The organism is Brevundimonas vancanneytii, assembly GCF_901421975.1.
GTDB lineage: Bacteria > Pseudomonadota > Alphaproteobacteria > Caulobacterales > Caulobacteraceae > Brevundimonas > Brevundimonas diminuta.
Genome location: NZ_LR588407.1, coordinates 396,278 through 418,954, shown reverse-complemented (window position 1 = coordinate 418,954; position 22,677 = coordinate 396,278). Strand labels below are relative to the sequence as shown.

At 69.4% G+C, this 22,677-nt stretch carries 25 protein-coding genes; 10 read left to right on the top strand and 15 right to left on the bottom strand.

The annotated features are described in order from the left end of the window. Positions 1-16: 16 nt before the first annotated feature. The 3 genes from FGL25_RS02075 to FGL25_RS02065 form a co-directional block, all read right to left on the bottom strand. On the bottom strand, positions 17-493 hold the full coding sequence (locus tag FGL25_RS02075) for a Dps family protein (RefSeq protein WP_128115073.1): 477 nt from the start codon (positions 491-493) through the stop codon (positions 17-19). 310 nt (positions 494-803) lie between these two features. Continuing rightward, the gene (locus tag FGL25_RS02070) at positions 804-1,166 is read right to left on the bottom strand and encodes a DUF6481 family protein (protein WP_138140825.1); all 363 of its coding nucleotides are present in this window, start codon (positions 1,164-1,166) and stop codon (positions 804-806) included. A gap of 238 nt (positions 1,167-1,404) precedes the next feature. Next, entirely contained in the window at positions 1,405-1,602 is a 198-nt protein-coding gene (locus FGL25_RS02065; RefSeq protein ID WP_046652213.1) for a hypothetical protein, read from the bottom strand. A 425-nt stretch (positions 1,603-2,027) separates the two neighbouring features. On the opposite strand from FGL25_RS02065, the gene FGL25_RS02060 reads away from it, so the two are divergent. Continuing rightward, a complete protein-coding gene (locus FGL25_RS02060; protein ID WP_252969964.1) occupies positions 2,028-3,134 on the top strand; it encodes a cell wall hydrolase in 1,107 nt (368 codons plus the stop codon). A gap of 9 nt (positions 3,135-3,143) precedes the next feature. On the opposite strand, the gene FGL25_RS02055 is transcribed toward FGL25_RS02060, so the two are convergent. The 7 genes from FGL25_RS02055 to FGL25_RS02025 all read right to left on the bottom strand — a co-directional run bounded on the left by FGL25_RS02055 (position 3,144) and on the right by FGL25_RS02025 (position 8,981). Then, positions 3,144-3,353 carry a hypothetical protein gene (locus FGL25_RS02055; protein WP_003166084.1) on the bottom strand — a complete coding sequence of 70 codons (210 nt, stop codon included), beginning with the start codon at positions 3,351-3,353 and terminating at the stop codon, positions 3,144-3,146. Between the two features lie 90 nt (positions 3,354-3,443). Beyond that, the gene (nadC, locus tag FGL25_RS02050; protein WP_138140823.1) at positions 3,444-4,319 is read right to left on the bottom strand and encodes a carboxylating nicotinate-nucleotide diphosphorylase; all 876 of its coding nucleotides are present in this window, start codon (positions 4,317-4,319) and stop codon (positions 3,444-3,446) included. Next, positions 4,320-5,888, bottom strand: coding sequence for an L-aspartate oxidase (locus FGL25_RS02045; protein WP_138140822.1), 1,569 nt, complete (start codon positions 5,886-5,888; stop codon positions 4,320-4,322). A 4-nt stretch (positions 5,889-5,892) separates the two neighbouring features. After that, positions 5,893-6,741 (bottom strand): metalloprotease, encoded by an 849-nt coding sequence (locus FGL25_RS02040; RefSeq protein WP_138140821.1) that lies wholly within the window; start codon positions 6,739-6,741, stop codon positions 5,893-5,895. A gap of 159 nt (positions 6,742-6,900) precedes the next feature. After that, a complete protein-coding gene (gene nadA, locus FGL25_RS02035; RefSeq protein ID WP_138140820.1) occupies positions 6,901-7,980 on the bottom strand; it encodes a quinolinate synthase NadA in 1,080 nt (359 codons plus the stop codon). Positions 7,981-8,086: 106 nt separating this feature from the next. Further along, positions 8,087-8,296, bottom strand: a complete 210-nt coding sequence (locus tag FGL25_RS02030; RefSeq protein WP_046652219.1) for a helix-turn-helix transcriptional regulator — start codon at positions 8,294-8,296, stop codon at positions 8,087-8,089. Next, positions 8,289-8,981, bottom strand: coding sequence for a hypothetical protein (locus tag FGL25_RS02025; RefSeq protein ID WP_138140819.1), 693 nt, complete (start codon positions 8,979-8,981; stop codon positions 8,289-8,291). The genes FGL25_RS02030 and FGL25_RS02025 overlap by 8 nt, the downstream gene beginning before the upstream one ends. Before the next feature lie 179 nt (positions 8,982-9,160). Between FGL25_RS02025 and ilvA the strand changes: the two genes are divergently transcribed. The 3 genes from ilvA (at position 9,161) to FGL25_RS02010 (ending at position 13,791) form a co-directional block, all read left to right on the top strand. Beyond that, entirely contained in the window at positions 9,161-10,678 is a 1,518-nt protein-coding gene (ilvA, locus tag FGL25_RS02020; RefSeq protein WP_138140818.1) for a threonine ammonia-lyase, biosynthetic, read from the top strand. Between the two features lie 130 nt (positions 10,679-10,808). Continuing rightward, positions 10,809-12,119, top strand: coding sequence for a dicarboxylate/amino acid:cation symporter (locus FGL25_RS02015; protein ID WP_252969963.1), 1,311 nt, complete (start codon positions 10,809-10,811; stop codon positions 12,117-12,119). 64 nt (positions 12,120-12,183) lie between these two features. Then, positions 12,184-13,791 (top strand): hypothetical protein, encoded by a 1,608-nt coding sequence (locus FGL25_RS02010; RefSeq protein ID WP_138140817.1) that lies wholly within the window; start codon positions 12,184-12,186, stop codon positions 13,789-13,791. On the opposite strand, the gene FGL25_RS02005 is transcribed toward FGL25_RS02010, so the two are convergent. From FGL25_RS02005 to FGL25_RS01985, 5 genes are all read right to left on the bottom strand, one after another. Next, entirely contained in the window at positions 13,754-14,401 is a 648-nt protein-coding gene (locus FGL25_RS02005; protein WP_138140816.1) for a hypothetical protein, read from the bottom strand. The genes FGL25_RS02010 and FGL25_RS02005 overlap by 38 nt on opposite strands. Continuing rightward, positions 14,398-14,607, bottom strand: coding sequence for a hypothetical protein (locus tag FGL25_RS02000; RefSeq protein WP_040346158.1), 210 nt, complete (start codon positions 14,605-14,607; stop codon positions 14,398-14,400). Before FGL25_RS02000 ends, FGL25_RS02005 begins: the two co-directional genes overlap by 4 nt. A gap of 225 nt (positions 14,608-14,832) precedes the next feature. Beyond that, positions 14,833-17,463: a M14 family metallopeptidase gene (locus FGL25_RS01995; RefSeq protein ID WP_138140815.1), complete on the bottom strand. Its 2,631-nt coding sequence runs from the start codon at positions 17,461-17,463 to the stop codon at positions 14,833-14,835. A 235-nt stretch (positions 17,464-17,698) separates the two neighbouring features. Next, positions 17,699-18,061, bottom strand: coding sequence for a hypothetical protein (locus FGL25_RS01990; protein WP_076223590.1), 363 nt, complete (start codon positions 18,059-18,061; stop codon positions 17,699-17,701). Between the two features lie 8 nt (positions 18,062-18,069). Beyond that, the gene (locus tag FGL25_RS01985) at positions 18,070-18,555 is read right to left on the bottom strand and encodes an SRPBCC domain-containing protein (protein ID WP_076223591.1); all 486 of its coding nucleotides are present in this window, start codon (positions 18,553-18,555) and stop codon (positions 18,070-18,072) included. 52 nt (positions 18,556-18,607) lie between these two features. On the opposite strand from FGL25_RS01985, the gene FGL25_RS01980 reads away from it, so the two are divergent. From FGL25_RS01980 to FGL25_RS01955, 6 genes are all read left to right on the top strand, one after another. Beyond that, positions 18,608-18,943 carry an ArsR/SmtB family transcription factor gene (locus FGL25_RS01980; protein WP_076223593.1) on the top strand — a complete coding sequence of 112 codons (336 nt, stop codon included), beginning with the start codon at positions 18,608-18,610 and terminating at the stop codon, positions 18,941-18,943. Between the two features lie 114 nt (positions 18,944-19,057). Then, entirely contained in the window at positions 19,058-19,357 is a 300-nt protein-coding gene (locus FGL25_RS01975) for a PadR family transcriptional regulator (protein ID WP_046652788.1), read from the top strand. A 20-nt stretch (positions 19,358-19,377) separates the two neighbouring features. Next, positions 19,378-20,505, top strand: a complete 1,128-nt coding sequence (locus tag FGL25_RS01970; RefSeq protein WP_138140814.1) for a hypothetical protein — start codon at positions 19,378-19,380, stop codon at positions 20,503-20,505. Positions 20,506-20,577: 72 nt separating this feature from the next. Further along, the gene (locus tag FGL25_RS01965) at positions 20,578-21,684 is read left to right on the top strand and encodes a bifunctional transcriptional activator/DNA repair enzyme AdaA (RefSeq protein WP_138140812.1); all 1,107 of its coding nucleotides are present in this window, start codon (positions 20,578-20,580) and stop codon (positions 21,682-21,684) included. Further along, positions 21,665-22,216 carry a methylated-DNA--[protein]-cysteine S-methyltransferase gene (locus tag FGL25_RS01960; RefSeq protein WP_138140810.1) on the top strand — a complete coding sequence of 184 codons (552 nt, stop codon included), beginning with the start codon at positions 21,665-21,667 and terminating at the stop codon, positions 22,214-22,216. Before FGL25_RS01965 ends, FGL25_RS01960 begins: the two co-directional genes overlap by 20 nt. Positions 22,217-22,256: 40 nt before the next feature. Next, a complete protein-coding gene (locus tag FGL25_RS01955; RefSeq protein WP_223850887.1) occupies positions 22,257-22,658 on the top strand; it encodes a host attachment family protein in 402 nt (133 codons plus the stop codon). The last annotated feature ends 19 nt before the right edge of the window (positions 22,659-22,677 follow it).

Sequence of the window (22,677 nt, the reverse complement as noted above, 5' to 3'; positions counted from 1 at the left end):
GCGATCTCCTCGCCGCTTAACGATCGCCCAGGCTGGAGCGCAGCATCCAGGCGGCCTTTTCGTGGGCGGCCAGACGCTGGGTCATCAGGTCGACCGAGGCCTCGTCCCCCACCTCGTCGGCGGCGTCCAGGGCCGCTCGCGCGGTCGATATGACCACGCCGTGGTCCTTGATCAGCTCCTTGAGCATCTCGGACGAATCCTTCTCCGGATCGCCGTCCTTGATCGAGGTCAGATTGGCGAAGGCCGAGGCGCTCTGCGGGGCCAGTTCGCCCAGGGCGCGGATGCGCTCGGCGATGTCGTCCAGGGCGGCCCAGATCTCGCGGTACTGCTCTTCCAGCAGGTTGTGCAGGCTGAAGAACTCCGGCCCGCGCACGTTCCAGTGATAGCCGTGCGTCTTCAGATAGAGGGCGTAGCTGTCGGCCAGGGCCTTGGACAGTTCGCGCGCGACGTCGGCGCGTTCCTTGGGCTTGAGACCGGTGTCGATGGCGTTCATGACGGCTCCCGTTGGCAGTGCTGTGTGAAGATCAGCCTTGCAGTTAGGTCGCCGAACGCACGATCCAAGAGGTCGGCGGCGACGCGTCGCAGGAATCTTCGCGCCTGTAACGCGACGGCCGCAGGGATGTTGCAACGCAAACCCTTCTCCCCCTGCGGGAGAAGGTGGCCGATCCCGGATTCAATCCGGGTGAGGTTGGATGAGGGGTTGCTCGACGATGGCTTCGCCCTTCGTCAGACTTCGGAGAGACCCCTCATCCGTCGGCCTGCGGCCGCCACCTTCTCCCGCAGGGGGAGAAGGATGCAGCCCTTTAGCGCTGGCGCGCCTTGCGGGCGGCGTAGCGCGCGTCGCGGGCCGCCTTCTGCTCTTCCTTGGTCAGTTGCTTGCGCTCCTTGCGGGCGGCGCGCTTGGCGGCGTCGACCTCTTCCTGAGCGGCCATTTCGGCGGCCAGACGGGCGGCGTCCTTCTCGGCCTTCTCGCGACGAATCTCGGCCTTGGCCAGTTCGTGCTGCTGGCGGATCGCCTCCTTCTCGGCGGCGCGCTTTTCGGCGAGTTTCTCGAACTCGGGATCCTGAACGGTCGGCTTCGGCTTGAACCGGGCCAGCAGGGCTTGTTTGGCGTCTTTCTGGGCGGACAGGCGGTCGTTAAAGCCGGTGTTCTTGAGGTCGCGCATGCTGAGAGGCGGGTGTCCTTGATAGGGAATGGAGACGGCGAAAAAGGCCGATCGCCGGAGCGACGGCTGCAGATCGGGCCGGAAGGCGCATCTCGACGCGCTCGACCCGGCGCGAGGCCAAAGCCGAATTTCGCGCCGAAATCAAGCTCTACGGCCCGTTTTCATGGGATTTAGCGGCAATAGGGCCGCCAGAACGCAGAATGCGGCCGCTCGACGCGGCCGCATCCACGCCGAGGCTTCAGTGCGGCTTCTGGGCGTGGCCGACGGCCGCGCCGGCGGCGCCGCCGACCGCCGCTCCGACCGGACCGGCCACCACGGCCCCGGCGATCGCGCCGGTGGCGGCCTTCTGTTCAATGCTGTGGCCGCAGGCCGACAGCGCCAGGGCTCCGGCCCCGGCCAGCGCCACGACGGCCAGACGGGAAGCGATGCGGGTCATGGGTCAACTCCTTGAAATAGCACAGCTTGCAACGCGAGAGTCGCAGGCTGGTTCCCATCTATGGCGCGACTCTGACGAACAAGTTGTCACACCCTGATCAATAGCTTATTCGCGCCCCACGCACATCAGCGCCAATCTTCCATCAGCATACAAATACAGTCTTCGTAAGAAATTCTAAGGCGCAATTTCGTCACGATTAAAAACAATCCAAATAATGACTGAATATCATTTTCTCTATGCTGCGGAAATTACAATTCTAGCGAATCAGTCACATTGAGGCCATGATCGGATGGATAAAGGCCCGCCTTCGAGGGCCGGCGTTCAGTCGGCGTTCGCCCGACCTGCTTAAGCGCGACGCGTCCTTGTCGCCGGGGTTCGGGATTTACGGGGGCGGCATCCTCGCCCTGTTGTACAGGACTACGCCTTTGTTTCTCTCCTCGCAGACGCGTGCGCTGATGCACGCCGCCCGCTCATTCCGCCTGCGCCCCACGACGGCTGCGGCGGCGTTCGGCGGCGTCGTCGGCCTCGCAGTCGGAGGGGCCTATCTGGGCGGCCTGGCCGCCCAGGCCTCGACCGTGCGCGCCCAGGCCGAGCGCCTGCAGAACGCCGGCGCCGGCGGCTATACTCAGGAAGCCCTGGCCCAGGCGGCCGGCGGTCTGGACGCCAGCGCCCTGACCATCGCCCATCGCCATGACCCCTATTCCGTCGCCGGCTCGGCCCAGCGCGACCGCCAGGCCGAACTGCTGACCGCCCGCCTGGAGCAGCTTCAGGGCCAGGACGGTCTGCGTCGTGAGTCCGCGACCAGGGTCTCCGCCGCCCGTCCTTTCCGCCTCGACGGCGCCCTGGACCAGTCGCGCGACCTCGATTGCCTGACCCAGGCCGTCTATTATGAAGCGCGCGGCGAAGGCCGCGACGGCATGAAGGCCGTGGCCCAGGTGGTGCTGAACCGCGCCCGCCACCCCGCCTTCCCCAACACCGTCTGCAGCGTCGTCTATCAGGGCGCCAACCGCAGCACGGGCTGCCAGTTCAGCTTCACCTGCAACGGCGCCATGCGCGGCCGCGTCAATCGCGCCGCCTGGAACCGCGCCCGCGAAGTGGCGACCAAGGCTCTGTCGGGCCAGGTCTTCGCCGCCGTCGGCAACGCCACCCACTTCCACACCACCGCCGTCTCGCCGTCGTGGCGCAACAGCCTGGTGCGCGTGAACCAGGTCGGCGACCACCTATTCTACCGCTTCGGCGGCCGCTCGGGCGGCAGCCAGGCCTTCGCCTACAACCCGCGCCCGTCGGGTCCGGCCGAGCAGGCTCCGCGCCTGATCCAGGCCAGCCTCGACCCGGTGGAGACCGCCCGCAACGCCTCGGGCGCCGTGGCCTACACCGCCGTCCTGGCCCGCGAAGCCCTGACCTCCGGCGGCAAGACGGAAGAGCGTCCGGTCGCCGCGCCGCGCGCCTCCGCGACGCCCGCACCGACGGCGACGCCCCCGGCCGCGCCGAAGCCCGCCGCCGCACCCGTCACGGTCAACGCCGAGGCCTGATCGCGCGCCTCAAGGGTGCGTCTGGCGGTGGGTCGTCAGATTCTGCTGCAGATTGCCGTAGCGCCCCTGCTGGCTCAGGTTGACGTCTGCGTCGCCCGGCTGACCGGACTGCACGCCGTTCGCTCGGTCGCGCCGATCAGCGGCGGCCTCATCCTTCAGCTGGGCGCCGCGATCGGCGAAGCTGCGTTGCTCCCTGGGCGGCTGTGGGGCCCTGGTCATGGCGTCTCTCCTTCGAGGTCGCGCCCTCCCGCCCCATGAAAACGGCCCCCCGCCGGGCCCGTTCCCCGAAAAACCCCGGTCCGCGTCCGCTCAGCCGGCGTCCAGGCCGATGTCGAGCTGCATGACCGAATGGGTCAGGGCGCCCACGGAGATGACATCCACCCCCGTCGCGGCGATGCCTGCGACGGTGCTCAGGTTCACCCCGCCCGACGCCTCCAGCACCACCGGCCCGAAGGCGCTGTCGCGCACCCGCCGCACCGCCTCGGCCATGTCGTCCAGGCTGAAGTTGTCCAGCATGACGACGTCCGGCCGCTCGGGCAGCACCTCGTCCAGCTGATCCAGACTGTCGACCTCGACCTCGACCTTCATCAGGTGGGGGGCGAAGGCCCTGGCGCGGCGCACCGCCTCGCCCGCCCCGCCGCAGACGGCGACGTGGTTGTCCTTGATCAGGATGGCGTCATCCAGACCGAAGCGATGGTTCAGCCCGCCGCCGCAGGCCACCGCGTGCTTCTCCAGCGCGCGCAGCCCCGGCGTCGTCTTGCGCGTGTCGGCGATGCGCGCCTTCGTCCCCTCGACCGCCTGCACATAGGTCCGCGTCAGGGTGGCGATGCCGCACATCCGGCCCAGCAGGTTCAACGCCGTCCGCTCGGCCGCCAGCAGGGCGCGGGCGTTGGCCTCGACCGCGATCAGCACCGCTCCGGCCTCGAACGCCTCGCCGTCGGCGACCTTCACCGTCACCGTCGCCTGCGGGTCCAGCGCGTGGACGGCGATCCGCGCGACCGCCCCGCCGGCCATCACCCCCGCCTGACGCGCTGAAAACACGGCGCTGAAGCGGGCGTCCTCGGGGATGCAGGCCTGCGCCGTCACATCGCCCGTGCGCCCCAGATCCTCGGCCAGCGCCATGCGCACCACGGGCTCGATCAGCAGGTCCGGCAGGGTTCGGGTCACGGAAACGTCCTTCGTCATTCAGATCACGGCCGCCAGGGCGGCGAGCGTCGCCGCCTCGGCCTCTTCGTCGCGCACCGGCGCCGGCGCTGCGCGCATCCGCGTGTGCTCGGCCCTCGGCAGACTGTCGGGGAAGTCGCGGCGATAGTGGCCGCCCCGGCTTTCGCGCCGGTTCAGCGCCCCTTCGGCGACCAGCCGCGCCGCCGCCAGGCACGCCGCCGTCGGATGGGCCTTCGCCAGGTCGTCGATCAGGGCCAGCAGCGCCGTCAGCCCCGCCTCGTCCCGCACCACGCCCGCATGGCGCGTCATGGCGGCGCGCAAGGCCGCCAGCGCCTCGGGCGGCAAATCCGTCATCGCCTGCGCCGCCGCCAGCGGCCGCCGCTCGGGCTGGACCTCGGCCGCCGCCGCCCGGCCCGCGCGCCGCCCGAAGGCGCCCGCCTCCAGCAGGGAGTTGGACGCCAGCCGGTTGGCCCCATGCACCCCCGTCGCCGCGCACTCGCCGATGGCGAACAGGCCGGGGACCGTGGTGCGCCCCTCGTCGTCGGCGACGATGCCGCCCATGTGATAGTGGGCCGCCGCGGCCACCGGAATGGGACTGACACGCGGGTCCAGCCCCGCCCTCATGCAGGCGGCGAAGACAGCCGGAAACTCATGCGGAAAGGCCTCGCCCACCGCCTTGGTCGCGTCGAGGAAGGCGCCGCGCCCCTCGATGCGCGCCGCGTGCACCGCCCGCGCCACGATGTCCCGCGGCGCCAGATCGGCGTCGGGATGATCGCCCAACAGGAAGACGCCGCGCCCATCGACCAGCCGCGCCCCCTCGCCGCGCAGGGCCTCGGTCGCCAGCGGCGCCGGGTCCAGCCCCACGTCGATGGCCGTCGGGTGGAACTGCACGAACTCGGGGTCCAGAATCTCGGCTCCCGCCTGATAGGCCAGCGCCAGCCCCTCGCCGCGCAGGGCGGACGGATTGGTGGTCGCCTCGTACAGGCCGCCGATCCCGCCGGTGGCCAGCACCACGGCGGGCGCGAACACCTCGTCCAGACGGCCGCCGCGCCGCTCGATCACCGCGCCGCGTACCCGACCGTCCACGTCGCGGATCAGACCGCGCAGCCGCCCGTCCTCCCAGATCTCAATGGCCTTCGTCGCCCGCGCGGCGGCGACCACGGCCGACAGTATGGCCCGGCCCGCGCCGTCGCCGCCCACCCGCGCCACGCGCGGCAGGCTGTGCGCCGCCTCCAGACTGACGGAAAAGCCGCCGTCGGCGTCGCGGTCGAAGGGCGCGCCCAGCGCCGCCAGCCACTCGACCGTCTCACGCCCCCGCGTCGTCAGGGCGCGCGCCGCCTCGGCCTCGACCAGGCCCGCGCCCGCGCCTTCGGTGTCCTTGGCGTGCAGGGCCGCGCTGTCCTGCGGCGACAGGGCCGCCGCCATCCCGCCCTGCGCCCAGGCCGAAGAGCAGGCGTTCAGCAAGGGCTCGGGCGTCACCACCAGCACCTTGCCGTCCGCCCCCAGCACCCCGGCCGCCTCCAGCGCCGCCGACAGGCCCGCCAGCCCGCCGCCTATGATCAGAGGCCCGTCATGCCGGATGCGCGCCATTCGCCTAGCGGCCTCCCAAGCCGAAGAACCGCAGGCCCATCTCGAACGCCGGTTCGACCGCCCCGCCCGTCAGCGGCAGCAGGGCGCCGATCGCCGCCGCCGCGCAGACCACGGCCGTCAGCAGGTAAAGGGCGAGGCTGCGCCCCGCCTCGGGCCAGCTCAGTCGTCCCCACGCCGCGCGCCAGACGCCGCGCTTCAGATGGCCGAACACCGCCAGTCCCAGAAACACCGCCAGGATGAACCGCCCCGTCGACACGCCCCACCACACGGCCAGGCCGCCGATGAGCAGCAGCACCACCTGCTCCAGCCGCGGATGCACCCGCGTGAGCACCGGCCCCAGCGCCTTGGACCCGTCCAGCGGCGGGGCAGGCAGCAGGTTCAACAGATTGATCATGGCGATGAAGAAGGCGCCCATCAGCCATTCCGGCGACTTCATCGCCAGACCCACGGCCACGAAGGGGATCATGGCCAGCAGGCCGAACGCCGGCCCCGCCAGCGACACCAGCACCCCGTGCCACTCGCTCTTCGGCTCACGCTGGCCCTTCGCCAGTCCGCCCAGGAAGGGGATGATGTAGATACGCGCCGGCCCCATGCCGACCCGGTTCATCGCCAGCACATGGCCGTACTCGTGCACGAACAGGCCGAACAGCACCGCCCCCGCCACCACCCAGCTGCCGGTCAGGAACCACAGGAAACCCGCCATCAGCAGGGTCGAGACCACCGCCCAGACCGGGTGCTGGCCCTTGTCCTCCTGCGGCGCCTCATGGCGCGCGCTGTAGCGGATCGTCTCGCGCGCAGGCTCAGGCGCAGACTTCGACCCGTCGCGAGACCCCCAAGGCCCCTCGACGCTCATCCTTCTCCCCTCGGGGGAGAAGGTGGACGGCGGAGCCGGACGGATGAGGGGGACGCCAGCCACACCCTCGCCGTCTCACCCGTATCCGACAGCCCCCTCATCCGAGGCGCTGCGCGCCCCACCTTCTCCCCGAGGGGAGAAGGATTGCGGACAGGGCCATCAGATCAGCTCCACATCGACATGATGCCGCGCCTTGACCAGGTCGTAGCGCGCGGGCTTCGACGGCGGCGGCAGGTCGATCATCCGCTGCACCGCCAGGCGCGCCTTCTCCAGCATGTCTTCGGGGACCGTCACCTCGAACTGCATGTGCAGCAGGCAGTCGCGGATGTTCTCCAGCGTGATGCGCTTCATGTGCGGGCACAGGTTGCACGGACCGACGAACTCCACCTCGGGCACGTCGCCCTTGATGTTGGAGGCCATCGAGCATTCGGTGATCAGCACCACCCGCTTGGGCCGACGCTTTTCAACATACTCCGTCATGGCCGCGGTCGAACCGGCGAAGTCGGCGGCGCGCAGGATCTCTTCAGGGCATTCGGGGTGGGCCAGCACCTCGGCGTCCGGCCAGGCGTCGCGCATGTCGGCGATGTCCTGCGTCGTAAAGCGCTTGTGCACCTCGCAGTGGCCCGCCCAGGCGATGATGCCCACCGTCGTCTGCGCCGCCACGTTGCGCGCCAGATATTCGTCGGGGATCAGGATGACCTTGTCGACGCCCCACTCCTTGGCCGCCCATTCGACGACCTGAACGGCGTTGGCGCTGGTGCAGCAGATGTCGGTCTCGGCCTTCACATCGGCCGTGGTGTTCACATAGGTGACGACCGGCAGACCCGGATGCCGCTCCTTGATCAGCCGCACGTCCGCCCCCGTGATTGAGGACGCCAGCGAACAGCCCGCGCGCAGGTCGGGGATCAGCACCGTCTTGTCCGGCGACAGGATCTTGGACGTCTCGGCCATGAAGTGAACGCCCGCCTGAACGATCACCTTGGCGTCCGAGCGCGCGGCCTCCTTGGCCAGCCCCAGGCTGTCGCCGACATAGTCGCCCACGCCGTGAAAGATCTCGGGCGTCATATAGTTGTGGGCCAGGATGACCGCGTCGCGCTCGCGCTTCAGCCGGTTGATCTCGCTGATCAGCCGGGCCTGCTCGGGCCATTCCAACGGCGTGACGTGGTCCTTGACCTTCTCCCACACCGGAGCGGTTTCTTCCGCCAGTTCCTTCGACAGACCGAAAGCGCCGTCCGCCATCGTCCCTACTCCCTATCGGCCGTCTGCGCGGCCCCGACTTATGCTCAAACTTAGCATAAGCAGGCGCAATGTAGGCTCTTCCGCACGCGGCGCAAGGGAAATCGGCTCAGTCTTCCAGGGTGAACAGAGCGTCCAGCGGCACGCCCAGCGCCTGCGCCAGCGTCAGGGCCACCAGCACCGAAGGGGTGAAGACCCCGTTCTCCACCGTATTCACCGTCTTGCGCGACAGCCCGGCCCGGTCGGCCAGTTCCTGCTGCGTCAGGCCCGCCGCCGTGCGGACGGCCTTCAGCTTCACGACCAGACGCGGATCAGCCACCGGCGGCCCGCCGGTCCAGCTGCCAGTAACGCAGCCCCGCCGCCGAGGCCGTGACGAACATCAGCCCCGGCATGGCCGCCACCGCCGCCTGCGGCTTCCACAGGCCCAGGGCGAAGACGACCACCATCCCCGCCAGCGCCACGCCCAGGGCTGCGTTCAGCGCCGAGCGCCGGAAGGACAGGGTCAGTTCGTCCTCCAGCAGCCGCTTCATCTTCTTGTCGCCACGAATATCGAAACCCGTGACCATCATCAGGTGCACCGCCGACATCATCGGCGACAGCGCCACCATCATCCAATTCAGCGCCTCGCCCTGACCTCCGGCGATAGCCCAGGCCGAGATCGTGCCCTGATAGACAAGAAAGAGCGACGCAAACGGCATGAACGCCATCGACACGGCGCGCTTCTTCTGGACGGTGTCGCGATAGCCCTCCTTGGAGCGCTCCACCCGTATGGTGTCGGAATCCGGTCCATTGTGTGTTCCCAGCACCATCGAAACGACGACAGCGCAGAGTCCGAGCAAGGCCAGGATAGGCCCGACGGTCACCGTCCGGCCTTCGCTACGCTTGACCATCAGGACACCGCAGAAGGCCGCCGTGAGGCCCACGCCGCCCAGAGCCGCGATCATCTGCAGCCGCCGCACCCGACGTCGCTCGTTCGCCTTCGCTCTTTCGAGTTCGTCGCTCATCCGCCCCTCACATGACACCTACAGGTTACATATCACCTACAGGTTACATCGCAAGATCCCAACCTTCCTTCTCCCGCAAGGGAAGAAGACTAGAACGCAATTTTCGTTCTCATGCGCCGCAGCATCGCCTAGACCGGGACACGCTTCATCCTCCCCTGCGCCGCCTGACCGAGATCATCGTGCAAGATACTGTCCGCCGCATCCTGACCGCCCGCGTCTATGACGTGGCTGTAGAGACCCCGCTCGATCCGCTGAAGCGGCTGTCGGCGCGGATCGGGCGCCCCGCCCTGCTGAAGCGCGAGGATCTGCAGCCGGTCTTCTCGTTCAAAATCCGCGGCGCCTACAACCGGATCGCGGCCCTGAGCGAGGCCGAGCTGGCGCGCGGCGTCATCTGCGCCTCGGCGGGCAATCACGCGCAGGGGGTGGCGCTGGCGGCGGCCAGACGCGGGGCGGCGGCGACCATCGTCATGCCGACCACCACGCCGGGCATCAAGGTGGCGGCGGTTCAGGGCCTGGGCGGTCAGGTGGTGCTGCACGGCGAAAGCTTCGATGACGCCTACGCCCACGCCCGCACGCTGGAGAAACAGACCGGCGCGACTTTCGTCCATCCCTTCGACGACCCCGACGTCATCGCGGGGCAAGGCACGGTCGGGCTGGAGATCCTGCGCCAGCACCCGGACCCGATCGACGCCGTCTTCATCCCCATCGGCGGCGGCGGGCTGGCGGCGGGGGTGGCGGCCATCGTCCGTTTCCTGCGGCCAGAGACGCGGCTGATCGGCGTCGAACCCGCCGAGGCCCCGACGATGAAGAGCGCCATCGAGGCCGGGCGCGTGGTCGATCTGGATCAGGTCGGCCTGTTCGCCGACGGGGTGGCGGTGCGCCGCGCCGGGTCCGAGACCTTCCGCCTGTGCCGCGACCTGCTGGACGAGATCGTGCTGGTGGACACGGACGCCATCTGCGCCGCGGTGAAGGACATCTTTGACGACGTGCGCGCCGTGGCCGAGCCGTCGGGCGCCGTGGCCCTGGCCGGGCTCAAGGCCTGGGCCGCGCGCCATCCCGGATCGGGCGCGTTGGTGGCGATCAACTCGGGCGCCAACGTCAACTTCGACCGCCTGCGCCACGTCGCCGAGCGGGCTGAGATCGGCGAGGGCGCCGAGGCTCTGTTCGCCGTCTCCATGCCCGACCGACGCGAGGATTATCACCGCTTCCTGCGCAGCCTCGACGGCCGTTCGATCACGGAGTTCAACTACCGCTGGTCCGGCGACGGCGCGGCCCAGATCTTCGTCGGCGTAGCCCTGCGCGACGGCGCTGCCGAGCGCGAAAGCCTGCTCAGACACCTGACCGCCGACGGCTATTCCGTCGTGGACATGAGCGACAATGAGACCGCCAAGCTGCACGTCCGCCACATGGTCGGCGGCCGCACCATCGGCCTGCCGCACGAGCGTCTGCTGCGCTTCGAATTCCCCGAACGGCCGGGCGCCTTCCTGCGCTTCCTCAACAGCCTGCAGCCCGCCTGGGCGCTGACCCTGTTCCACTATCGCAACCACGGCGACGACGCAGGCCGGGTGCTGGCGGGGGTCAGTGTGCCGCCGGATCAACAGGCGGCCCTCAGCGCGGCGCTGGACGAACTGGGCTACCCTTACGTCGACGAGACCGACAACCCGGCCTGCCGCCTGTTTCTGGACGGAGCGACGTAGAAAAGACCTTCTTCTCGACGGTAGAGCACAAGGCGGCGCAACGACTCTCCTCTCTAGTCAGCCCCGTCGCTCCTTATACCCCCCCAAACCATGGTCCCCTCCCCGTCCGCCAATGGGAAGGCGGCGGCGAATGTTTACGCTAGCGCGCGGCGCGGCGGCTGCTAGCGTGGCGGTCATGAAATCGGCGCGCTCCTTTCTGACCTCTCTCAGCACGCTTGTGCTGCTGTCGCTTGTGCTGGGCCTGCTGGCCGGGGCGGCGGCGCAGGCCTGGGGCCTGCCGGGCGGTCATGTGACGGCGGACTTCATCCAGGCGCTGGGCCAGCTGTGGCTGAATGCGCTGAGGATGACGATCATTCCGCTAGTGTTCAGCCTGCTGGTGACGGGCATCGCCTCCATCGCCGATGCGGCGCGGACCGGGCGGCTGGCGCTGAGGGCGGTGTCGTGGTTCGGGGGGCTGATCGTCTTCGCGACCGTCTACGCCGTCGCGGCGGCCTATGGGCTGCACGCCCTGTGGCCGATCGACCCGGAAGGCGCGCGCCTGTTGCTGGCGATCAAGCCGGAAGGCGCTGAGGGCCTGGGCGCGGGCGCGCCGTTCAGCGAATTCGTCAAGACCATCGCCCCGGCCAATCCGATCCGCGCGGCGGCTGAGGACGCCATTCTGGGCATGGTGGTGTTCGCGGTCTTCTTCGGCTTTGCGGCGTCGGGCCTGCCGGAGCGGCTGCGAGTTCCGCTGATCACCTTCTTCGAGGCGGTGGGCGAGACGATGATCGTCATCGTCCGCTGGGTGCTGAAGGCGGCGCCGCTGGGCGTCTTCGCCCTGTCGATCGGGGTGGGGCTGACGGCGGGGGCCAGCGCGGCGGGGGTTCTGCTGCACTATGTGGCGCTGATCTCGCTCGCCTGCATCGGCATCGGCCTGATCTTCTATCCGCTGGCGGTCCTCTTCGGGCGGGTGAGCCTGGGCCGTTTCGCGCGGGCGGCGGCGCCGGCGCAGGTGGTGGCCTTCTCGACCCAGTCGTCGCTGGCCAGCCTGCCGGTCATGGTCGAGCGGGCGGTCGACGAACTGGGCGTCAAGCGGTCGACGGCGGGCCTGGTCCTGCCGCTGGCGGTGGCGGTGTTCCGCATCACCAGCCCGGTCGCCAACCTGGGCGTCGCCATCTATTGCGCCCATCTGTTCGGACTGGAGCCTTCGGCGGGGCAGTTGCTGGCCGCCATGCTGACGGCGGTGCTGATCTCGATCGGCACGGTGGGCCTGCCGGGTCAGGCCAGCTTCTTCGCCTCCATCGCCCCGATCTGCATCGCCATGGGCGTGCCGCTGGAGCTGCTGCCCCTGTTGCTGGCGGTCGAGGTCGTGCCCGACATCTTCCGCACCTTGGGCAACGTCACGGCTGACCTGGCCGTGGTCCGCATCGTCCAGGGCGGAGAGGTCGAAGCCGCAGAGTGAACATCGGTTGACGACGCGGCCGCGCCGAGGTCAAGCTTTCCCACGGGGCGTAAGGGGAGTGACCATGAGCAAGACGATTCTGCGCGCGGCCGCCGCAATGGCGACGGTCGCAGCCATGACATGCGGCGCCGCGGCGCCCGCCCAGGCCCAGCAGGCGGCGACGGTCGAGGCGCGCTCGGCGCCCGGCGGGGTGGCCGTGACCTGGCGCCTGGTCGAGCCGACGACGCGCGTGGCGTTCCTCAATCAGAACATCGTCCGCACCGAGTGGACTGTGACGACGCCGGGCCTGACGTTGACGGATGGGGCGGTCGAGGGCGAGGCGCCGTTCCAGTCCTTCGAGATTCTGATCACGCCCGATACGACCGAGCGCGACCGCGGCTACCTTGCCCTGGCGCGGATCGGATCGGGCAGCATCCTGTACGGACCCGCCGTGGCGTTGCGGGGCATGGACGCCGAGTTGACCGCGCGCCCCGCGGCGGGCGAGACGACCCTGCCGACGACGAAGGCGGAGAGGGGCTCTGTCTATCTCGGCCCTCAAAGCCAGGTCGAGACCTATCCAGGCGCCAAGCTGGTGATCGGCGAGACCGTATCGCCGACCTTGGCTGGGATCATGCGCGACGGCTTCTTCGCGGCCCAAGCCTTTTTCGGCGCGCGGCTGGGACGGGATCTGCCGTATGAGCCGGTGCTGTTGGTGACGACCGACAGCCCGGGGCCGGTGGATTTCCGCGGCGACGTGAGCGACAGCGGCGTCATCTCGACCCGGTTTCACGGGGCGGCCTGGGACGAACCGCCAGCGCTCGTGGCGGCCGGCCTGGCGACCTTCGTCTGGCATGAGACCTTTCATCTGTGGAACGGACATCGGCTGGAGAACCGGGACGGCGAGGCCGCGCCCTGGCTGCATGAGGGCGCGGCTGAATACGGCGCCTGGGCGGCGGCGGTCTCCACAGGCGCGGTGACGGAGACGGCGGCGCATGAGGCTCTGTCGCAACGGTTGAACGGGTGCCGCAAGGCCTTGGGCGACCGCGATTACGACCCGGCGCGGCTGCGCTCGGGGTCGGCGGTCTATGATTGCGGGACGGTGGTGCAGTGGATGGCCGATCTAGAGACCCGTCATGCGTCGTCAGGCGCGCGGGATGTCTTCGACCTGTGGAAGGAGGTCTTGGATCAGGGCATGGCGGGCGACGGTTACGGCGTCGCCGAGTTCCGCGCCCGGCCTGAGGGCGAACGCGCGGTCGCCCTGCTGATGGATGGTTCAGGAGCGACGCGCTGGGACGGCGTCGCCGCGCGGCTGGCGGCGCTGGGCGTCACCCTGGAGGAAAAGCCTTCCCCGGACGAGTATCGCGCGGCGGCCCTGTTCCACCTGAACGGCGAGAATTGCACCGGGGGGAGCACAGGCTTCTATCGGACGGAGAAGGGCGTGCGGCTGGACACGGGCGACAAGTGCGGCGTCCTGTCGGGCGATCCCTTGCTGGCGAAGGTCGAGGGTCATGATCCGATGACGGACGCGACGGCCATGTTCTTCGCCGTCCAGGCGCGCTGCGCGTCCGCCTCGCCTGTGCGCTACAGCACGCAGGAGGGGCGGATGATCGAGGCGAAGTGCGACAGGCCTTTGGTCGCGCCCCGGGCTTGGAGCGTTACGGCCGCCCCGCCGCTGGCGACGCGGGCGCAGTGATCGCCGGGAAATCGTAGCGGATCGCGCTGCGCTGGACGGAGGGCCGGGGCAGGAAGGCGTGATGGCGGCGCTCTGTCCGGGTCTGGATGATCAGGCCGCCGTTGGGGCCGACGGACAGGACGCCGAGGGCGCGGGTCTCGGTCATGGTCTCATACTGGGTGCGGACGGTGCTGAGACCGATCCACAGTCGTCCGTTTGCACAACCAGCGACGCGGGAGCCGTGGGCCGACCAGTCGGGGTCGAGGGGGGCGGGCGCTCCATCGGCGGCCAACCGAACCTCGCCGTGGGCGTCGGACAGGAGCCAGGCGTTGCCGGTTGCGGCGCGGGCGATGGTCACGGTCGCGGCCGGTTCGGCGTTCACGGCCAGCAGCCGCGTAAGGCCCAACTCGCGGCCGAGCACGGCTTGAAGCGTCGCCGCCTTCGTCTCGTCGCCCTGGGCCTGGCCGGTCGAGTCGTAGGCGCCGTCGAGGGTCGGGCAGTCGCCGGGCGGGGCGGTCACGACCGGCGGGCCGTCGGCGCGCCACTGCACGGGCAGGCCGCCTACGCTGGAGGCGCAGCCGCTGAGCAGCACGGCGCCCGCCAACAGAGCGGGCCAAGCGGCGCGGCTCACTCCTCCATCGCTTCGAACATGGCTTCGGCCTCGTCGAAGGTGTCGTAGTCGAGGCGTTCGGGCGGGCGCAGGATGACGAAGCGGCTGAGGACGGGCGCGTCCGGCTCGCGGCGGCGATCCCACTGCCAGAAGCTGCGGTCGATCCGGCTTTGCAGCAGAGTCCAGTCGCCGTCGTCGGCGGGCGGGCGCGGCGTGTGGATGGTCATGCGTGGTCAGCTCCCCTGCTGGCGGACGCAGCAAAGCCTGTGCGGGCGCGGGTTGTCAAAGCCGGTGTGCTGTTCCTTCCCCCCTTGTGCGAGAAGGTGGCCGAACGGAGTGAGGTCGGATGAGGGGTTGCGAGACCTCAGCCTCGGCCTCTCGTCAAACCTCAAACAGACCCCTCATCCGTCCGGCTTCGCCGTCCACCTTCTCCCACAAGGGGAGAAGGGATGTCAGTCGCCCTTCGTCCCTGACGTATGCGCCGGGCCGCGGAAGACGGCGTTGAGGAACAAAGGCTTCAGCCCTTCCAGGAAGGCGCGCATGGTTACGTCCTGGGTGAAGGCGACGACCTGGCCGCGACCGACTTCGGAGGCCATGGCGACGGGCTTGTAGGCCAGCTGGCGGCGGTTCTCGGCCCACAGCTGGCCGGACGCCAGCACCTGATCCGGTCCGGCCAGACGCACGACGTTGGTCCCCTGGTCGCGGGCCAGCGGAGTGTAGATGTCCGAGCCGCGCACCATGACGCTGAGGGTCGGGGCGACGCCCGCGCCCAGCCAGTGTTCGTTGTCGACCACGGCGCTGGCCAGGACGCCGGCGACCGGATCGGGCGCGCCGCCGTGGTGGCCGGTCAGGGCCATGTATTCGGCGTCGGTGGCGATCTCGCTGCCGCCGTCCTTCTTGTCCTTGTCGCCGTCGCCGGAGACGGCGTTTTCGCGGCGGCTCTCCAGCAGCTTGGAATCGGGATCGGTCAGCAGGCGGCTGGCCGAGCCGACGCCGATCAGGACGCCGCCCGCCTGGACCCAGGCGCGCAGGTTGGCGACGCCGCTCTCGCCGAGGATCTGCTCATAGTTTCCGCCCGACGGCAGGATTAGCACCTGGTAGCGGGACAGGTCGGCGTTCGCCAGGCGGCGGGTGCGGACGGCCGTGACGGGCCAGCCGTATTCGCGCTCCAGCACATGACGGATGGAGCCGGCGGATTCCGGCTCGGTCGGGTCGTCCCAGGCCATGGCGACGCGCGGGGCGGCGATGACGGTGGCCTTGTCCGAGCCGACGCTGGGGCCGCTGGAGACCCAGGAGGTGGCCAGGGGCGTCACCTGGGCGCCGCTGCCGGCGGCCAGGCGGCGGACGCGCTCGTCCAGGTCGGCGGGCGAGCCGGCGCGCGGCACGATGAAGGTTCCGCCCGGATAGGCGCGGCCGTCCAGGGTGAAGGGCTCCTCGACCGAGCGGACCGGCAGCTTGTCCGTCAGGGCGGCGGTCAGGAAGCGCATCCCCGCCGTGCCCGGATGGATGGCGTAGCCGTAGGCCGCGTCGCCCGAGGCCACGGCGGCGGGGCGGATCAGTTCGGGGCCGACGGCGGCCGTCTGCACCGACGGAGCGCCGGTGCAGCGCTGGCTCGGCACGTTGAACAGTAGCGGCAGGGACCAGCCGGTCAGGTCGTAGATCTCGTCGCCTAGGCCGCGCGCGCGGCGGGCCTCCTGTTCGGCCAGGAATTTGGGGTCCAGCGGCACGTCCTTGGCCAGCAGGGTCTCGGCCATGCGGCGCTGGGGCTGGGACAGGTTCACGATGTAATCGCCCGCCTGATAATTCTGGCCGCAGGCGGAGAAGGATGCGGCGGCGCGTCCGACTTCCAGTCCCGAACGGACCAGCAGGCCCGCCAGCTTGTCGGCGGCGGCCGGATCGGCGGCGGCGGAGCGCGACAGGACATAGGCGCCGCGTCCGCCCGAAATCCCGTCGCGGTGGAAGGCGTAGAAGTCGCTGAGCAGCTTCTCGCGGTCGCGGGCGGCGGTCTCGATGGTCGACAGGGTGGCGGTCAGATGGCCCTTGACCGTGTCGGCGTAGGTCAGCATCTCGCCCGACGAGCGGCGCGCCAGCAGACCGCGCGACGAGCCCTGCTCATAGGTCATGGAGACGGCGCCGAAATAGGCGGGCCAGCCGTCGCCGTAGCCGGGATAGAAGGCGTCGAAGGTCTCGCGCGTGAAATAGTCCAGCCCGGCCTGGTCGAAGCGCCCGGCGGTGTTGCGGCCGAACCGCTCGCGCGCGTCCAGGATCGGCGGATAGATCCACGGGTTCAGCGGCTGGGCCTCGGGCGGGAAGAAGAAGCTGGAGTCGGTGCCCATCTCGTGGGAATCGACCACCACCTGCGGCCGCCATTCGCGGATCAGGGCCGAGTGGCCCTGCGTCTCCGGCTGGGACTGGATGAACCAGTCGCGGTTGAGGTCGAACAGATTGTGGTTGAAGCGGCCGGACGGCCACGGCTCGGCCCGCTCGGCCGACAGGGGATCGCCGTTGGGCTGGGCGCCGAGGCCCGCCTCGAAGCTGTTGATGAAGCGCTCGCGCCCGTCGGGGTTCTGGGTCGGGACGAAGACGACCACGACGTTCTCCAGCCAGCCCTGCGCCTCGGCGTCGAGGCTGTCGGTCAGGCGGCGCGCGGCGATCAGGGCGGCGTCGGCGGGGCTGATCTCATTGCCGTGGACGGAATAGGCCATCCAGACGATGGCCGGGGTGTCGTTGATCAGGGCGCGGGCCTGCTCGGGCGAGGTCTTGCGCGGGTCGGCCAGGGCGTTGGTCGCGGCCTTGATGGCGTCCAGTCGGGCGATGTTGCGCGGCGAGCCGACGGCGGCCCAGAACAGGGGGCGGCCTTCCCACGACTGGGCGTAGTCGCCCATGACCATGCGGTCGGGATTGGCGGTCCGCAGCGCCTCGAAATAGCGGCGCACGTCGGCCGAGCGGGTGATGCGCTCGCCGCTGTCGTGGCCGACGACAGCCAGAAGTTCGGGCTGATTCTGTTGCGCCAGGGCGGGCGCGGCGCCCAGGGCCAGGCTGAGCGCCAGCAGAGAACAGGCGGCGCGGCGACGATACGGCATGAGAATACTCCCCCTACGGAACGCCGACCTTAACCGTGGAGCCGAGGGGAAGGGAAGCGGCGCCGCGCCGTCATTTCTTTGGGTTTCGAGCCGGAACGCGACGGAGATCAGGTTGGGGGGCTTGGGTCAGGAAGAAATGGATGGAAAGCGCACGCCGTCGCGATCGCCGGGAGGCCTTTTCGCCGCCGATAGCAGGTGCGCGCCTTGTGGCGAATGGGTCGATGTCCTGTAGAGGTCACCAGGCGTCGGGTTCGCGGACCACGTGCACGATGTTGGCGGGGTTCATGATCCAGCCGCCGCGAAACGCCTCGCCCAGCGGTTCGATCAGGTCGCAGCGTACGGCGCCGCCGTCCTCCAGCCGTCGCAGGGCGGCGCTGTGGTCCGGGGAGAACAGTTCGAGCCAGACCTCGGCCTGGGTCAGGGTGTCCGAGGCATCGATCCAGAGCTGGTTCGGGCCGAGCTTGAAGCCGATTGCGGGCGCTTTCTCGTCGATGCTCTCTAGTCCGACCACGTCGCGATAGAAGGCGACCACGGCCTGATGCTGGTGGCCAGGCACCTTCATGGCGATGTTGACGCCGCCTTCTATCTTGATGGTCATGGGGAGGCTCACTTCCGGTTGTCGCTGGTGGGAAGGGCGCCGCGCAACTCGGAGGGATAGAAGCCCTCGCGCAGGTTGATGCCGTATTCGAGCCAGGCCTTCATCGCCGACAGCATGGCCGCCCAGCCTTCGCAGTTGGCGAAGGAGGCCTTCTTCCCCGCCGCGTCGTCGAGCCATCCAGACTCGGCGATGGTGACGAAGGTCGAGCCGTCGTCCAGCGGCTCGAACTCCATGACGATGCGGGTCTTGAAGGCAGGCTGTCCGTCAGCCGTGTCCGCATCCCAGCGCAGCACGATGCGCTGATCGGGCGTGACCTCCTCGACGTCCACGGGAACGGAGCCCCACCAGATGACGACAGCCCCTGGCGTCAACGGCGCGCTGGCGCCGCCCAGGGTGGTGAAATAGCGGCTCAGCTTGTTCGGGTTGACCACTGCGTCGAACACCTCGTGAGGCGGCTTGGCGATGCGCCCCGAAACCGTGAAACCCAAGGACATGTTCGAACCCTTCGTGCTTGCAGGAGGTCAGTTTATGTTATAAAAAAATAACATGTCAAACGAGACAGAAGATGATCGTGTTTTCAAGGCGTTGGCCCATGCTCGTCGTCGGCAGATGCTGGACTGCCTGAAGGAAGGCCCGGTCACCACCGGCGGATTGTGCGAGCGTTTCGACGACATGGACCGCTGCACCGTGATGCAGCATCTGAAGGTGCTGGAAGGCGCAGGTCTGGTGGTGGCGCGAAGGGAGGGGCGCGAGCGGTGGAACCACCTCGACGCCCTGCCGATCAAACGCATTCATGACCGCTGGATCAGCGAATACGCTGGTCACGCCCTGTCTTTGATCGACCGGCTGAAGCACGACCTGGAAGGCGCTAAGCGGTCCTGACGCAAATCAGATAGCGAAGGTCGTTGACTCATACGGTATGCCGCATACACTGTGTATCACACACTATGTGACGGCAGGTGAGGCGGCGACGTGGATCGGGAACTGTTCGAGACGATGCGGCTGGAGCTGCGGCGCGGGACGCTGGTCCTGGCGGTGCTCGCCTGCCTGCGGACCGAACGCTACGGCTACACCCTGCGGCAGGCGCTGGCGGCGGACGGGCTGGAGATGGAAGAATCCACCCTCTACCCCCTGCTGCGGCGGCTGGAGGGGCAGGGGCTGCTGACCAGCGAATGGCGCGAGGAGGAGAAGCGAAAGAAGCGTTTCTACGTCCTGTCGCCGGGGGGCGAGGCCATGCTGGCCGCCCTGACCGAGGAATGGCGCGGCATCAACGCCTCGCTGGAACGGATTCTCTAAAAGGGATGGGAGTGGGCGCGATGGACATCATCGAACGCTATCTGGAGGCCGTGGCCGCGCAGCTGCCGACCGAGGACCGCGAGGACATCGTCGCCGAACTACGCGACCTGATCCTGAGCCGCGTCGAGGCGCGCGAGGAGGAGCTGGGCCGGGCGCTGAACGACGAGGAGAAGGAGGCGATCCTGCACGAGATCGGCCACCCGCTGATCGTCGCCGCCCGCTATCGCAAGGGGCCGGACAGCCTGATCGGCCCGGAGCTGTTCCCCTATTGGCTGTTCGGGGCCAAGGCCGGGCTGATCGTCATTGCGGCGGTTCAGGCGCTGGGGCTGCTGATCAGCGTGCTGGGCGCGCCGGCCGATTTCGGGCGGGCGATCAGCCAAGCCTTCCACGGCTTCTTCTCCGGAGGGCTGACCCTGCTGGGGGCGCTGACGCTGGCCGGTGCGATCATGGAGCATTACGACATCAAGCCGAAGTGGCTGACGAAGTGGCGGGTGCGCGACCTGTCGGCCTTCGGCCTGGCCGATCCGGCGAAGTGGGGCGCGTCTCTGGCCGGAACCGAGAAGGCCAAGTCCGAGTGGTTGCCGAAGGGCGCGCGCGTCTGGGGCGTGACGGCGAACGACAAGCCGGGGCTGGAAGCGCTGGCTTCCCTGATCGTCGGGGGCGTCTTCGTGATGTGGTGGATCGGCGTGATCCGCTTTCCGGGCCTGGGCGAGTTCTCCTTGAGAAGCGGCGCGGTGGGGATCGAGGCGGCGCCGGTGTGGGCGGCCCTGTACGGCCCCATCCTGGCCCTGGCCGTCGGCGGCATGGCGGTGGACGCGGTCAGTCTGATCCGCGGGCGCGAAGGGCGGTTGACCTGGCTGCTGAAGATCCCGCTGGCGGGCGCGGCGCTGTGGGTGCTGTGGCGGCTGTTCGATGCGGGCTGGTGGCTCACCCTGACCCAGGGCGCGGCGAGCGCCCGCGTCGAGGGCGGGGCGACGAACATCAATCTGGACGCCCTGCGCGCGGTGAACGATGCGGGCCGCGATCTGAATGGGACGGCCCTGACCCTGGGTACGGTGCTGACCTGGGTGTTCGCGGTGATGGCGATCAGCTTCGTCGTCAATATCGCGACCTATGTCTGGCGGCTCGCGACGACGCGCGAGGGGTGATCCGCCGGGCTGCGGCGCCGTCATGTCCGAAAACCGCGAGACAGGGCGGCGCGGCGAGCGCATGTTGCGGGTATGGAAAACGCCCGCGACATGCTGGATCAGGATGCCTGCTACCGGGCCGTCCTGACGCGCGACCCGCGCTTCGACGGGCGCTTCTTCACCTGTGTGAAGTCCACCGGAATCTATTGTCGCCCGGTCTGTCCGGCGCGGACGCCCAAGCGCGAGAACATGCGCTTCGTCGCCAGCGCGGCGGCGGCCGAAGAGGGCGGTTTCCGCGCCTGTTTGCGCTGTCGGCCGGAGACCGCGCCCGACATGGGCGCGTGGCGCGGGACGTCCAACACCGTCAGCCGGGCTCTGAACCTGATCGAGGCGGGCGCGCTCGATGAAGGCGACGTCGACGCCCTGGCCGCCCGTCTGGGCGTGGGCGAGCGGCACCTGCGCCGCCTGTTTCGCCAGCATCTGGGCGCCGCTCCGGTCAGCGTGGCCCAGACGCGTCGCGTCCTGTTGGCCAAGGCCCTGATCCACCAGACCGATCTGCCGATGGCCGAGGTCGCCATGGCGTCCGGCTTCGGCAGCGTGCGGCGCTTCAATGAGACGTTTCAGGCCCTGTATGGACGGCCGCCGTCGGCGCTGCGGGCGCGGGCCGAGCGGCCGTGGGATGGAGGCGTGCGGCTGAGCCTGCCCTATCGTCCGCCCTATGAGGTCGAGGCCATGCTGACCGCCCTGAAGGCGAAGGGCGAGACGGTCGAGGGCGGGGTCTGGCGCCGCGTTCTGGCCCCGGCGACGGACGGGGCGGCGGGCGAGGTCATGGCCCGGTTCGAGGCGGAAAACCGGCTGGCGGTGACGGCGGCGCTGGATGATCTGAAGGCCCTGCCGGGGGTGCTGGCGCGGGTGCGGCGGCTGTTCGACCTGTCGGCCGATCCCGAGGCGATCCGCCGCGACCTGTCGGCGGACCCTGTGCTGGCGCCGCTGGTGAAGGCGCGGCCGGGGCTGCGTCTGCCGGGCGTCTGGCTTGATGAGGCGGCAGACATGGCCAGCGACCGGCTTGAGGACGAGCGGCTGGCGGGGCGGGCCGAGCAATGGCGGCCCTGGCGGGCCTATGGCGTGCTGCACCTGCGCGAGGCGGGGATCGACGGCATGACGATCATGGAGAATGACGATGAAAAAGACGCAGCCTGAGACCTTCACCCTGGACCGCATCGCCACGCCGGTGGGCGAGGTGCTGCTGGTCACGGACGCGGACGGCGCCGTGCGCGCCTTCGACTTCACCGATTATGAGGCGCGGATGATGAAGCTGTTGGCCCGCCACTACGGCGAAGCGCGGCTGACGCCGGGGCGGGCGCCCGAAGCCGTGCGGAGCGCCATTATCGCCTATTTCGACGGCGATCTGACGGCGTTGGACGGCCTCGCCGTGAAGACGGGCGGCACGGAGTTCCAACGCGCCGTCTGGGCGGCGCTGCGGACCATTCCGGCGGGCCGGACCTGGAGCTACGGCCAACTGGCCCACGCCATCGGCAAGCCCGCCGCCGTGCGCGCCGTGGGTCTGGCCAACGGCGCCAATCCGATCGGCGTCATCGTGCCCTGCCACCGGGTCGTCGGCGCCAATGGAACCCTGACCGGTTATGCGGGCGGGCTGGAGCGCAAGCGGTGGCTGCTGGCGCACGAAGCGTCGCAGGAGGGAACGGTGCAAGGGGCGTTTGCGCTAGACTGACAGCGCCCTCCCTTTCGGCGCTCATTTCGGGAGTCTGATGATGAACCTGCCCAACGGGGCCCTGGTCGCCGTCGCCGACGGCGAGAAGCTGAGCCTGTTCCGCAACACCGGCCACAACCTCGACATCCAGCTCAAGCCGATGGCGACGCCCGAGATCCCCGAACGCCTGTCCGGCGCGCCGGGCCGCCGTTCCAGCGACGCCAACCCCGACAACGACACCCAGGCCGAGGACGGCTTCGCCATGGGCGTGGCCGAGGCGCTGAACCACATGGCCCTGACCAACAAGATCGAGGCCCTGGCCGTCGTCGCCGCGCCCAAGACCCTGGGTCAGCTGCGCAAGCATTGGCACAAGACGTTGGAGCAGCGCCTGGTCGGCGAGATCGCCAAGGATCTGGCCGGCCGCCCCGCCGAGGAAATCGCCGAGGCGATCAGCCGGGCGTAGGCGCGAACGCCCTCCCCTG